The organism is Wenyingzhuangia fucanilytica (assembly GCF_001697185.1).
Taxonomy (GTDB): Bacteria; Bacteroidota; Bacteroidia; order Flavobacteriales; family Flavobacteriaceae; genus Wenyingzhuangia; species Wenyingzhuangia fucanilytica.
This window is the reverse complement of sequence record NZ_CP014224.1, coordinates 942,146-956,378: the sequence shown is the minus strand read 5'-3', so window position 1 is coordinate 956,378 and position 14,233 is coordinate 942,146. Positions and strand designations below refer to the sequence as shown.

The 14,233-nt window shown below is 30.4% G+C and carries 12 protein-coding genes; 8 read left to right on the top strand and 4 right to left on the bottom strand.

The features are described from left to right. Window positions 1-22 precede the first annotated feature (22 nt). The 3 genes from AXE80_RS14465 to AXE80_RS03840 all read left to right on the top strand — a co-directional run bounded on the left by AXE80_RS14465 (window position 23) and on the right by AXE80_RS03840 (window position 2,704). A complete protein-coding gene (locus tag AXE80_RS14465) occupies window positions 23-514 on the top strand; it encodes an FAD synthase family protein (protein WP_206208144.1) in 492 nt (163 codons plus the stop codon). Window positions 515-565: 51 nt separating this feature from the next. Continuing rightward, window positions 566-1,174 carry a hypothetical protein gene (locus AXE80_RS14460; RefSeq protein WP_206208143.1) on the top strand — a complete coding sequence of 203 codons (609 nt, stop codon included), beginning with the start codon at window positions 566-568 and terminating at the stop codon, window positions 1,172-1,174. A 198-nt stretch (window positions 1,175-1,372) separates the two neighbouring features. Next, window positions 1,373-2,704, top strand: a complete 1,332-nt coding sequence (locus tag AXE80_RS03840) for a PhoH family protein (RefSeq protein WP_068828663.1) — start codon at window positions 1,373-1,375, stop codon at window positions 2,702-2,704. A 78-nt stretch (window positions 2,705-2,782) separates the two neighbouring features. On the opposite strand, the gene AXE80_RS03835 is transcribed toward AXE80_RS03840, so the two are convergent. After that, window positions 2,783-3,034 (bottom strand): type B 50S ribosomal protein L31, encoded by a 252-nt coding sequence (locus AXE80_RS03835; protein WP_068824610.1) that lies wholly within the window; start codon window positions 3,032-3,034, stop codon window positions 2,783-2,785. Window positions 3,035-3,154: 120 nt separating this feature from the next. On the opposite strand from AXE80_RS03835, the gene AXE80_RS03830 reads away from it, so the two are divergent. The 5 genes from AXE80_RS03830 to AXE80_RS03810 are packed head-to-tail and all read left to right on the top strand — an operon-like array spanning window position 3,155 to window position 8,318. Beyond that, entirely contained in the window at window positions 3,155-4,183 is a 1,029-nt protein-coding gene (locus tag AXE80_RS03830) for a glutaminyl-peptide cyclotransferase (RefSeq protein ID WP_068824608.1), read from the top strand. Further along, complete coding sequence (locus tag AXE80_RS03825) at window positions 4,184-5,623, top strand: hypothetical protein (RefSeq protein ID WP_068824606.1); 1,440 nt, start codon at window positions 4,184-4,186, stop codon at window positions 5,621-5,623. It begins immediately after the preceding gene. Continuing rightward, a complete protein-coding gene (locus AXE80_RS03820) occupies window positions 5,616-6,299 on the top strand; it encodes an SDR family NAD(P)-dependent oxidoreductase (protein ID WP_068824604.1) in 684 nt (227 codons plus the stop codon). Before AXE80_RS03825 ends, AXE80_RS03820 begins: the two co-directional genes overlap by 8 nt. Window positions 6,300-6,302: 3 nt before the next feature. Then, window positions 6,303-6,899, top strand: coding sequence for a SprT-like domain-containing protein (locus AXE80_RS03815; RefSeq protein ID WP_068824602.1), 597 nt, complete (start codon window positions 6,303-6,305; stop codon window positions 6,897-6,899). 6 nt (window positions 6,900-6,905) lie between these two features. Continuing rightward, window positions 6,906-8,318, top strand: coding sequence for a DUF389 domain-containing protein (locus tag AXE80_RS03810; RefSeq protein ID WP_068824600.1), 1,413 nt, complete (start codon window positions 6,906-6,908; stop codon window positions 8,316-8,318). Between the two features lie 154 nt (window positions 8,319-8,472). Here AXE80_RS03810 and AXE80_RS03805 read toward each other — a convergent pair whose 3' ends face one another. From AXE80_RS03805 to AXE80_RS03795, 3 genes are read right to left on the bottom strand one after another with little or no spacing between them, the layout of a single operon-like run. Further along, the gene (locus tag AXE80_RS03805; RefSeq protein ID WP_068824598.1) at window positions 8,473-9,372 is read right to left on the bottom strand and encodes a BT_3987 domain-containing protein; all 900 of its coding nucleotides are present in this window, start codon (window positions 9,370-9,372) and stop codon (window positions 8,473-8,475) included. A 25-nt stretch (window positions 9,373-9,397) separates the two neighbouring features. After that, window positions 9,398-11,152 carry a RagB/SusD family nutrient uptake outer membrane protein gene (locus tag AXE80_RS03800; protein ID WP_068824596.1) on the bottom strand — a complete coding sequence of 585 codons (1,755 nt, stop codon included), beginning with the start codon at window positions 11,150-11,152 and terminating at the stop codon, window positions 9,398-9,400. An 11-nt stretch (window positions 11,153-11,163) separates the two neighbouring features. Next, a complete protein-coding gene (locus AXE80_RS03795; protein ID WP_169816811.1) occupies window positions 11,164-14,214 on the bottom strand; it encodes a SusC/RagA family TonB-linked outer membrane protein in 3,051 nt (1,016 codons plus the stop codon). Between the last annotated feature and the right edge of the window lie 19 nt (window positions 14,215-14,233).

The window sequence follows — 14,233 nt, the reverse complement described above, 5'->3', positions numbered from 1 at the left end:
TTGAGAACTTAAAAAATATACTATGAATAAAAAAGTATTTGTATCTGGTTGTTTTGATATGCTCCACAGCGGACATATTGCCTTTTTTAAAGAAGCATCATCATATGGTGATCTATATGTAGGTATAGGGTCAGACGCTACAGTAAAAGAATTAAAAGGAAGAGAAACCATTAATTCTGAACAAGAAAGACTTTACATGATTAACGCTATAAAATACGTTACTAATGCTTTTGTTAACACAGGTTCGGGAATTCTAGATTTTGAGGATGACTTAAAAGAATTAAAACCAGATTATTTTGTAGTAAACGAAGATGGTTTTTCACCATCTAAACAAGAACTATGTAATAAACTAAGTATAGAATTAATAAACTTAAAAAGAATTCCTGATGAAGGACTTCCAGAAAGATCAACTACCGCTATTAGAACCTCTAATAATTGCTCATTACCCTATAGAATTGATTTAGCTGGTACGTGGATAGATCAACCTTATGTTTCTAAATATCACCCAGGTTGAGCTATTACGGTATCTTTAGAACCTATTATAGAATATAATGAGCGATGTGGAATGTCTACTTCTACAAGAAATGCCGCAAAAAAAATATGGCCTTATTATCTACCTTTAGAAAAACCAGAAAAATTAGCCGAAATTTTATTTAAGTTTGAAAACACTCCAAGATCAACATTAATCTCTGGTGCCCAAGATGCTATTGGTATTTGTATGCCTGGTTTAGTTAGACATTATTACGACAATCAATATTGGCCTCTTAAATTTGAATCTATTCATGATGAAGAAACCTTAACCTGGCTAGAAGATCATATTTACATGACCTTACTTTGGCCTAGAGAAAACGACTTAGATCTTTTAAAAGAAACATACATTAATCAAGAAAATGTTGCCGCATTAGCATCAGCTGCTGATCAAGCTTGGGATGCTATTAAAAATAAGGATTTACAAAAATTTGCTGAAGGGTTTAAAAACTCTTTTAAAGCGCAAACTACCATGTTTCCTGCAATGGTAAATGATAAAATAAATGCCGAAATTGAAAAATACAAAGACAAAGCACTTGCATGGAAATTAGCTGGCGCTGGTGGAGGTGGATATTTAATATTAGTTTCAGAAACACCAATACAAGGAGCTATGAAAATCAACATTAGAAGAAAAGAAGCGCTATAAAAACAATCATTAACATTTGTTTACATAAATATTTTTACTAACTTTAGAACAGTAATGCTTAGGGGTAAGTATTTAAATCAAAATGGCTTAGGTAATGTAACATACATTATCTAAGCTTTTTTCTTTTATTTTATGGTGTTTTATCATTGTTTTACAAAAAAAAGATTGCTACTTTTAAAAAACACTAAACATTACAACATGGCAAAAACACAGGCAAAAAAAATATTTGTATTAGATACTTCGGTACTACTTTTTGATCATAATTCCATTAAAAACTTTGAAGATAATAATGTTGTAATCCCCATCACCGTATTAGAAGAACTAGATAATTTTAAAATTGGTAATGATACCAAAAACTTTGAAGCAAGATCTGTGATTCGTTTTTTAGATAAAATATCTGAACACACTAATTTAAACGAATGGATTAGCTTGGGTGAAAACAAAGGTGATTTGTTTATTTCAATGCATGACAATGTATTAGGTACCAACGCTAAGGATGCTTATGGTTCTAAAAAAAATGATCATAGAATTATTGACACTGCTTTATTGATAAAACAAGAGTACCCTGATGCTAAAGTTACCTTGGTTACCAAAGACATCAACCTAAGAATTAAGGCAAAAGCACTAGAGCTAAAAGCGGAAGACTACAAAACGGGTAAAGTAGAAGACATTAAAAAAGTTTCTAAAGGATCTATCAATCTAAACGATTTAGAGTCAGATGTTATTAGAGAGTTATACCAAAATAATCATATTGATGAAAACGGAATTTTAGGAGACCAAAAAATGGCTAATGGTTATTATATCATCAATAATAATCAAGACTCTGTATTGGCAAGATACAATCCAGAAACAGATCAAATTGAACGTGTTGAAAAAAGTTATGCTTATGGTATTAAACCAAAAAATGCAGAACAAACATTTGCTATTGACGCATTATTAAACCCAGAAATCAAATTAGTAGCCCTACAGGGTGTTGCAGGTACAGGAAAAACACTTTTAGCCTTGGCTACCGCATTGGAACAAAAATCGCTTTACAATCAAATTATATTGGCCAGACCAATTATTCCATTAAGTAATAGAGATATTGGCTTTTTACCAGGTGGTGCAGAAGAAAAAATATCTCCATACATGCAACCTTTATTTGATAATTTAAAATTCATTAAATCACAATACAAAGCAGATTCTAGAAAAAGAAAGGCTTTAGATGAAATGGAAGAAAATGAAGACTTGGTACTAACCGCTTTAGCCTTTATTAGAGGAAGAAGTTTAGCAGAGGTGATTATGATTATTGACGAATCTCAAAACCTAACTCCGCACGAGGTTAAAACAATTATTACTAGAGCTGGTGAAGGAACTAAAATTATTTTTACAGGAGATATCAATCAAATAGATACTCCGTATATGGATGAGCACAGTAATGGTTTAACTTATTTAATTGATAAACTAAAAGGTCATAAACTATTTGCACATATTAAACTAGAAAAAGGAGAACGTTCTGAGCTGGCAAACCTAGCAAACGAGCTATTGTAAATTTTCTATTTACAAGAAACACAAAAAAGCTGTTGAAGATTTTCAACAGCTTTTTTATATTTCAGAAAAGTTAAAAAATTACTTTTTAAACTTAGCGTATTTAGTTTTAAACTTGTCAATACGTCCTGCAGTATCAACTAATTTAGATTTACCTGTGTAGAAAGGGTGAGATGTTCTAGAGATTTCCATTTTTACTACTGGATATTCTACACCATCAACCTCTAAAGTTTCTTTAGTGTTAGCTGTTGAACGAGTTAAAAATACATCACCATTAGACATATCTTTAAAAGCTACCATTCTATAATTTTCTGGATGTATTCCTTTTCTCATAATTATATCTATGTTTTAACTGTGTTTTATTTTTGAGACTGCAAATTTAACTATATTTTTGATTAATAAAAAAATAAAAAGAAATATTTTTACCTAATCAACCTTATTTTTACAAATCAGATGTTTTTTAACCGAATTATTCTACTACTTTCAATTACTTTATGTGTTTCTTCTTGTAAAACAGAAGCAGATTTTACTTTAGAAACGCCTACAAAAATACAAATTAATCAACCATTAAACGTTTCTATTTCTACTCCAATTGATGAAGATACCAAAATCACCTATTTTTTAGATGGAAAAGAAATTGGATCTGGACTAAAAACAAGTATTGATATTAAAAACTATCGTTTAGGAAAACATGTTCTTAAAGCAAATATTGGAGAACATGATGATATCATCACTAAAGAAAAAACAGTTATTTTTTTAGCAGACACCAAACCTAAAGTATATGGTTACAAAATCATCAATACTTACCCTCACGACAGAGATGCTTTTACGCAAGGATTGGAGTTTTACAACAACGAACTTTACGAAGGTACAGGACAAAGAGAAAAATCTGTATTGAGAAAAGTTGACTTAGAAACAGGTAAAGTTTTAAAAGAACAGGCTTTAGCTAACAAATATTTTGGAGAAGGTATTACTATTTTTAACAACAAAGTATACCAACTTACATGGGAATCTAATATTGGATTTATTTACGATGTAAATACTTTTAAAACGCTTAAAACGTTTAATTATAACAATAGTAAACAAGGTTGGGGATTAACTCACAACGAAACTCATTTAATAAAATCTGATGGAACCGAAAAAATTTGGTTCTTAAATCCTGAAAATGGACAAGAAGAAAGTTATATTGAAGTTTATACCAATAAGAGATATGTGGACAAATTAAATGAACTTGAATATGTAAATGGTGAAATTTATGCTAACATTTGGATGAAAAATGCTATTACCATCATAAACCCTAAAAACGGGACTGTAAAGGCAATTATTAACCTAAACGGGCTAACAGATCATTTAGACAACAAAACCATTTCACAGTCTCAAGACAAAGTATTAAACGGAATTGCCTACAACCCTAACACAAACAAATTATATGTTACTGGAAAAAACTGGGACAAATTATTTGAAATTGAAATTATAAAATAAATGAAGTTAAGTTCATTCATCAAAATAGTACTAATATTTCTTGCGATATGTCAATTTTCATGTCGTAAAGATTTTAGTACTGTTAACAGCAATGGAAACCTAAGTTTTTCTACAGACACGCTATTTTTAGACACTGTTTTTAATGATTTAAGTACCACTACCAAAATCTTAAAAGTTTATAATAGGAGTAAAAACGATCTTATCATTCCTAAAATAAAACTAGAAAACAACAATTCTAAATACAGAATGAATATAGATGGAATTCCAGGAACTGAATTTGAGAATGTATTACTACTTAAAAAAGATAGTTTATTTGTTTTTGTAGAAGGAACTATATCTGCTACCGACACCAATGCTGAAATGATTTACGAGGACAAAATTCTATTTGATCCTAACGGAAATCTACAAAAGGTAAATCTTGTGACTTTGGTTAAAGATGCCATTTTTTTGTTTGATAGTAACAATAATGATTTTGAGATTACCGAAACAAATTTTACCAATACCAAACCCTATGTAATTTACGGTAATGCTATTGTTCCCGAAAACGGAAGTTTAACAATTGAGGAAGGTTCTACCATTCATTTTAGTAAAAACTCAAGCTTAACAATTTCCCAAGGAGCAACATTAAACATCAACGGAACCTTAAACGATTCTATTGTTTTTAAAAGCAATAATTTAAATTATGAATACGATCAAATTCCTGGGCAATGGCAAGGAATCAACATCAACAATGCAAATGTTGTAAATATTAATTATTTAAAAATTTTAAATCCAACTACTGGATTAAATATTAATAACAACACCAATCTCATCAACATTAAAAACACAGAAATATACAATGCCGCAGAAAACGGCATACTAACTGCTAATGCAAATATTACTGGAGAAAATATTGTGATTGGCCAAGCAGGTAGATCTAGCCTTTATTTACAGGGGGGAGATTATACTTTTAAACACAGTACTTTTGCCAATTATTGGAATAAAAGTATCAAATCAGAAAGTACTGTTTCTTTAGCCAATTATTTTATTGATAATACTGAGTCAGAAATTAAAATTCCTTTAAACTCTGCAAATTTTATCAATTGTATTATTGCAGGAACAAAAAACTCGGAATTGTTTTTAGATAAAAATGAGGAAGAACCTATTTTTAATTTTAACATCAAAAACAGTCTTTTAGACCTAGAAAAAGGTGATGATTTATACAACACAGACAATAGTACTTATTACACCAATGCGTTGTTAAACAAAAAGTTAGACTTTAGAAACACAACCATTAATGATTTAAGAATTGGTTTAGATAACGAAGGAATTAACCAAGCAGATATAACTACGGCAACCGAAGTTCCTTTTGATATTATTGGAACAGGCAGAACTACAGCTCCCGATATTGGAGCATATCAACACATAGATTTTAAAACATTAGATACAGAAGATGAGTAAAACTGTAATTATAACAGGAACAAGTAGAGGAATTGGATTTGAATTGGCTCAATTATTTGCCAATCATAATTTTAAAGTATTGGCTTTATCAAGAAACACCAAAACTTTAGCAGCCATAAACCATCCAAACATTACCACTTTTGGAATAGATTTAAGTAAAGAAAAAGAGATTGATACTTTGGTTGACTATTTAACTAAAAACAATATCAAACTAACAGCTTTAATACACAATGCAGGAAAATTGGTAAACAAACCTTTTGCAGAAATATCTCAACAAGATTTTCAAGAAGTTTATCAAGTAAATGTTTTTTCAGTTGCCTTGTTAACACAAAAAACCATTCCTTTTTTACAAGAAAATAGCCATGTAGTTACCATTAGTAGTATGGGAGGAATTCAAGGAAGTTTAAAATTCCCTGGTTTGGCTGCTTACAGCTCATCAAAAGGGGCTGTTATTACTTTATCTGAATTATTGGCAGAAGAATATAAAGAACAAAAAATAGCATTTAACGTATTGGCCTTGGGAGCTGTACAAACAGAAATGTTGCAAGAAGCTTTTCCAGGATATCAAGCTCCTATAAATCCTAGTGAAATGGCAAACTATATTTTTGATTTTGCTACAACCGGACATAAATTTTACAATGGAAAAGTTTTAGAGGTATCTAGTACAACACCATAATTTATGATTGATAAACTACTACCCTACATTCCTATTTCATCAAAAAAAGCTTTAGAACAGCTCCTTAACAATTATACTTTTCATTTAAAAATTGTAAACGGGAGAAAAACCAAAAGAGGTGATTTTAGAGCCACTAAACCTATAGCTAGTATCACCATTAACAACAATTTATCTAAAGAGCAGTTTTTAATTACCTTGGTACATGAAATTGCTCATTTAGATACTTTTATCAAACATCCTAAAGCCAAAGCTCATGGTGTAGAATGGAAACAAAATTTTCAACGTTTGATGTTGCCATTTTTAAACAACCATATTTTTAGAGATGAAATACTAAATCCCTTAGCTAAACACCTCATCAATCCTAAAGCTACTACAGACAGTGACCCTGTTTTATCTACAAAACTAGATCAAATAAATTCTAAGATTGATAATGATAAATATTTTATATTTGATTTAAAACCAGGAGTTTTATTTACACTAAACAATAGAAAGTTTAAAATACTTAACAAAAGAAGAACAAGGTATGAATGTTTAGAAATTAGTACCAATAAAAAATTCTTAGTTAGAGGTAGTGCTCCGGTTAAACTTATATCAAACTAATTGCATATGGCTACTCAAGATGATGCGAACAAAGAATTAGACAATAACAAAAAAGAAGTTCAACAAGAATTTAAAGGTTTTTTTACTGCCTTTAAAAACTTTATGACTCACCTATTAGATATTAGAGGTGAAACAGATAAAGAACTGACTATAGAAAAAATAAAGGCTGGAATTTCTGTAAAAAGTCATAATGCTTGGGTCTTAATATTTTCAATTGTTATTGCTTCTATTGGATTAAACGTAAGTTCTACCGCTGTAGTTATTGGAGCCATGCTTGTTTCTCCTTTAATGGGGCCTATTTTAGGATTGGGACTTTCCATTGGTATTAATGATATTGATACACTTAAAAGATCTTTAATCAACTTAGGAGTTATGGTTGGTTTAAGTGTTACCACCTCCTTTTTATTTTTTAGCATTCCATTGTTTCAAGAAGCAACACCAGAAATCATAGCTAGAACCGCACCCGATGTAAGAGATGTAATGATTGCCTTAGCCGGTGGATTAGCTTTAATTATTGCCTTAAGTAGACGTACAGAAATGACCAATACTATTGCAGGTATTGCCATTGCTACGGCTTTAATGCCTCCTTTATGTACTGCAGGTTATGGTTTAGGAACTTGGAATTTAGAATTCTTTTTTGGAGCCATGTTTTTATTCATCATCAACGCAATTTTTATAGCCTTAGCTACTTTTATGATTGTAAAATTTTTGCGCTTTCCAATGGTTAAATACATCAACCAAGTAAAACGTAAAAGAGTAGCTCAATTAGCTGGGTTTATCGCTACCATTATTTTAGCTTTTAGTATCTATCAATTTTATTTGTTGTTTAAAGAAAATCAATACAAATTAAACGCAGAAAACTTTATACATGCTTTGGCAGATAAAACTGGTGCCGGAATTATAAGTACCAAAATAGACTATACCACAAGAAACATAAAGCTTGTTGTTTTAGGAAGTAATATCAATCAAGATCAAAATAAAGATTGGACAAAAAAATTAGAATCTTTTGGATTAGCAAATACAACCCTAACCATTCAACAAGATGACAAAGCATCTTTATTAGAAAATGAAATCAACTTGATTAAAGATTCTTATGTGAAGAATCAAAATTTGATTGCTACTAAAGACGAAATCATTCAGCAAAAAGAAAACCAACTGGCAGAAAAAGAACGTGAATTACAAAAGCTTTACAACAAAATGATTCCGTTTATACAAATTAGTCAAGAAGCAAAAATCATCTATAATGATTTAGAAAAATTAAGCTACGCTAACAAGCTAGAAACTAATTTTAAAACCATAGACACCATTCTTGTTTTTGAAGCCAGCTGGAAGCAAAAAAACAATAAAAAACAAGAACAATTAAAACAATGGTTACAAGCAAGATTGAGTAATTCTAAAATAGAATTGGTTAATCATTAGCAAAACTATTATGATTGACACCCTTTTAGAATCTACAACTATATATTTCCATATTCACGAATTAATTATATTCTAATATGAGTTTCTATATAGTCATAAAACAATAAAGTCGTCTTAAAACTAAGACGACTTTATTGTTTTTGTTATTTAATGTTTACCATTCTTCAAACCTTAAATCATTTTCAACTGGCTGGCGTAAAACTAATGTATCTTCAACTTCATATTCTGTTCCTCCACTAGTGTAAGAATAATTTAATGTAATAGATCTATCTTCATTTACAGTTCCAGATCCTGTTAAATTAGTAATACCTCCACTTGGCGAATCTACTGTTACAGTATTATTACTTTCATCAATATTGATTACAAAATTTTGATTATTTAAAGCACCTATTCCTGGGGTACGAACAGAGTTTCTATCTACAGTACTTAATTCCCAAGTTTGATTATTTATTAATTCTGACTCATTGTATTCAATCTCATTTACAACTGCTCCAGAATTATCTAATTCTTTTTGTATTCCTTTGTGATAATACACTCCTGAATATTCACTAATATATTTTACTACTAAAACAGTGTAATTTTTGGTAGCTAAAATAGAATCTAAAGAAGAATCTAACAACCTAATTGGTAATGCATAGGTGTTTTGAGTTGACAAAGGATCACTTGTAAACAAATCTCTATTTAAAGTTACAGTAACATCCCCTATAATTTCTCCCTTAGGAATAATCATTTGAGAATTATCACTTAATTCATAATAAGATTCTGGCAATAAAGTAAAACCACTAGCCCCATCAACAGTAGTTAATAAGTTTTCATCAATTTCAAAATTAACATATTCGTCTATTTTATTTTCTCTTTTTCCTCCTAAAGCCACTCCAACTTTAAATTTCATGTCGTCATATGAAACAATTGTTCTTAACGGTTTTTGAGTTCCAAAATAAGTAGTTGTATAATCAAAATCAGTTGTAAAATCTTCATAAGGCTCACAAGAAACAGTCATTAGCCCTAATAAAAGCAATGCTATGCTTATCTTTTTTAATTTTATCTGTATCATCTTCTATTATGTTTATTTATTAATATTACCAACCTAAGTTGTTGATTAGGTTAGGACTTTTAGATAATTCATCATAAGGTAATGGAGCGTAATAATATTTTAAACCATCAAACTTTCTTTCCTCAACCTCTTCTTCTTCATAGATAAAAGTACCATTTGTGTTTTTTGTGATCTTAATACCTTTTACAGTTTCATTTAAAGGTAATAAACACCTTCTTAAATCAAAATATCTATGATTTTCAAATGCTAACTCTAATCTTCTTTCTCGTTGTATCAATTTTCTAAATTCATCTTTTCCAAGAGCAGCAACCTCATCTACATATGTATTATCTGTTATTCCCGCTTTTGTTCTAATAGATTTAATAACATCAACAGCTGTTTGAGTTATATTACCTCCTAAACCTGTTGGCCCATATGCCTCATTTGCTGCTTCAGCAAGATTTAAAAATAATTCCGTTCTTCTAAAATATGGATTATAATGACGTTGATTACTCGAATTATCCACACTAATAATTCCCGGAGCTAAAGACAACCACTTTCTTACATAATACCCTGTTCGAGTGTTCCCTGCATATTTTTCTTTAGAATCTATTCCTCCTACAAAAGTTTCTAAATTTCTATTGTTAAAATCACTCCCATTATGTAAAACATTTACATATAACCTAGGGTCTCTGTTGCTATATGGATCATTAGGGTCATAACCAGAACGAGCATCTTCTATTGGATATCCGTTTTTAGAATAAAATGCATTTACCAAATTCTGAGATGGCCCTGTTTTAGCTCCACCACGCTCTTCTATTGGATAATTATTGGTTTCTAAAGCAGAACTAGTGAAAAAACTTCTCCAAATAAACTCTGCTGGAGTATTATTTGCAGCAAAGTCAGCAATCTTTAAAGAGGTAAATGTTCCTATTTCATTAATAGCTTCTTGTGCATCATCGGCAGCAACTTCCCATTTAGCAATATAAGCTGGTTCATCTAATACAGTAAATTGCCCCATCCCTGTTAACTTCACAATATTATCAGGTTGATAAGCTGGACTAGCTGCATATAAAGACACTCTTGATTTTAATGCCAAAGACACTTGTTGATCTGCACGACCTAAATTATTAATTCCTGTTACAGGATCATTTCCAATATATTTACTAGGTAAATACAACATTGCAGAGTCAATATCTTTTTTAATTTGCGCTACACATTCTTCATAAGTATCTCTTTTTACAGCTTCTAAATCTGTAGATTCTTCTCTTGTTGCAGATTTTAAAACAATTGGATAACCTAATGCTTCACCTGCATCTGTTTTTCCTCCATAAGCTTGGAGTAAATGAAAACTCCACCATGCTCTTAAATAAAAAGCTTCTCCTTTTAAATTATCTCTTTTGGCTTTATCTGCTGACTCCGAAGAAATATCATAATTGATATTCTCTCCTAAACCATTTTCCATAAACAAATGAACATTTCTTATCTGATTATAAGCATTGTTCCATTGTCCTACAACATTACTACTTGGTGTTAATCCTCCAGTTCCTAAACGATAAACTCCAGCCCCACTATTTGTTACTGCATTATCTGTTGCTGCATCTAAAAAATCTCCACCATAACCATCAACAATGGTATTTGGTAAATTTCCATAGGCATTTAAAAGCAATCCCTCAACATAATCAGGCTGACTAAAAACCCAATCCTCACTATATGTATTATCTATTTCTGGATCAAATGAACATGCAACTTGTAATGATGCTAATGCAATTAAGGTATATTTTATAAAATTATTTTTCATCTTTTTATTTTTTAGAATGATAAACTAACTCCTCCTGTAACAGTTCTAAATAAAGGATAGTTAGAAACTCCTGAATTTGGTACTTCTGGGTCCAAATCTTTTACATCAGACAACACAAATAAATTGGTACCTCTAACATAAAATTTCATTTTTTTAACCAACCTAGTATCCTTTGAGACTATATAACTTAACTCTACATTTTTTAATCGGAAGAATGAAGCATTTTCCATCCAGAAAGTAGACGTTACATTATCGTTTGTTGGTGTTAGCGTTGTTAATTTGGGCTGTGTTCCATTTGGATTGTTTACAGGATGAAACCTATCCGATGCCAAGGTTGAATATTTTCCTTCTCCACTATTTCGGTAATAAGCATTATTCTTAATCATATCAACTCCTGTTTGAACAACACCTAAAGCTGATAATCCAAAACCTTTATATTTTACATCTAGATTAATTCCAAAATTAGATCGTGGAAAATTATTCCCTATTACTTTTCTATCTCTTTCATCAATAACACCATCATCATTTAAATCTTTATAAGAAATATTTCCAACACCATATTGTCCTAAAGCCTGAACAGGTGCATTATCTACCTCTTCTTGTGTTTTAAAAATACCATTAGATACGTAACCAAAAATAGCATCAGAAGAAGTTCCAATTACATCTAGATTACTATCTATATTATTAATAGCATCTGACTGTTTGATCTTGTTTTTAGAAACAATAAAGTTTCCTCCAATGTTTAATTTCCAATTTCCAAAATTCTTAAACCAATTTACACTTCCATCTATTCCTTGGTTTACAACTCTTCCCATGTTTAATGGTTTATTTGCAATTCCTATAATAGCTGTTGTATTAGAGCTAGGATTGTCATAAATGATATCATCTCTTAATTGATTAAAATAATTTAATTCAAATTGTAAAGATTTATTGAATGCCAAACCTTCTACTCCAACATTAAAATCATATGATTTTTCCCAAGCTAAATCTGGATTTCCAAAATTATTAAAACTAATTCTACCACTAGATGTAGAATTTCTTTCTCCAAAATTCACATTACCTGCAGAACTATATCTTGTTTCGAATAAATAAAAATTAGTACTTGCATCGTACCCTATAAGTCCATAGCTAGACTTTAACTTTAAATAATCAAAAGTAGTTCCTCCTATAAAGTCTTCTTCGCTAATTACCCATGCAGCACTTACCGCTTGAGATAAAAATGATCTATTCCCTTTAACAAACTTATTACTAGTCATTAAAGCATGAGTTAAATCTACAAACACTTTATTTTCATAAGCATAATTAACCTTAAAAACAGTGTTTCCATTCTTAATATGCTGACGTCTAGAGTTATTTTGATTTAAATAATAAAAGTGAGATAAGTCAAAAGTTAACTTATCATTATGATTAATGTTTGTTTGGTATCTTATATTTGTAGTTGAACCTAAAGATCTTGTAGATGCACTTCCCATTTCTTGTACCTGTGCAGTGATACTTCTGTTATTTAACTTAATATATGTTGCATCTCCAGTATTCTCATCTTTTTGAACTACGTAACGAATTGGATTGTTTTTTTGCTGTGTAGCATAATAATCATAACTATCAAAATTCAATTTTGTACTTGCTGACAATCCCTGAATTGTTTTGTTTAAATCCCAATCTAAACCAAAATCTGTTTGACCATGAAAAAAGATATATTCCTGATTTCCTCCATAAAGCATATCTCCATATAAACTTGTTCTATTCTGAAAAGAACCTCCTAATGGTGGAATTACTTCTTCTCCTAAAGAAGCTGCTTCACCCGAAAAGTTTGGATCTTGAATTAATAACGGAAACTCATTAGGTCTTTCTGAGTTAATTTTTCCAAAAACTTGATCTTGACCTAATTTCCCCCATTGTCTGGTTTCAATAATTCCATTCCCTTGAATAAAAGCTTTTAAATTACTTGTTAAGTCAAAAACTAAATTTCCTCTTATATTAATTCTATCTTGTGAAACATTTTCTCCAATTTTCTCTAATCCTCCGTTTCCAATATATCCTAAATACACTCCATACTGAGAGTCATCTGTCCCTCCAGAATATTCAAAATTCATTTTTCTAAAGGCAGCACTTTCTTTTAAAAAATAAGAATTATGATCAACATCCGGATAAAACAAATCGTTTTCTCCTTTACTGTTTTTATAACCATCAATATCAGTTGCAGAATACAAAGGAGAAAAACCATCATTTACTCTAGCTTCATTATACAAAGTTGCATAATCTTCACTATTCAAATAAGTTGCTATTCGAGTATTCATGTTTGCTCCATACTCAACTGAACCTTTTATTACTTGTGTATTTTTTCGTCCTTTTTTTGTCGTAACCAGTATCACTCCATTAGCAGCTCTAGAACCATATAATATTTTTGCAGAAGCATCTTTTAAAACTTCTACACTTTCTATTTCCTCTGCATTTAAAAAGTCTATTGGTCTCTCCAATCCATCTACAATATAAAGTGCCGTATTAGCATTTTCACTTCCTAAACCACGAACATAAATAGCTGGATGATTATTACCTAAACCATTTGTTGTCATTCTAGCTGTAACCCCTGCCAATCTTCCTTGTAAAGCATTATGAAACACTATGTCTGGTTGAGATTCTAACTCTTCACCTGAAACTTTACTAACTGCCCCTGTTAAGGCTCTTTGAGTTGTTTTTAAGTTTGCTGGAAGAACTATTTCATGCGCACCACCATCAAACAAAGAAGTAGACGCTAAAACAATTTTCTCTTCTATTACCTCTTTATTTAAATGAATAAATTTAGTCTTATATCCATTTGCGCTAATTATCATTATATTATTTAAACCTGCATCTAACGTAAAATTTCCACTTAAATTAGAATTGGTTTCCACCAAACCATCTCCCAATACAATTAAAGCATTAGGAATTGGATTATCTTTTTCATCTACCAATGTAGCCTGAACTTTTATATTCTCTTTTTCTTGACCGTAAAGGTAATTTTGAAAACTAACCGCAATCAAAATAAAAAGAGTTGATAAGAAATTAATTTTATAGTTTTTCATAATTTTAGTTTCATTTAAG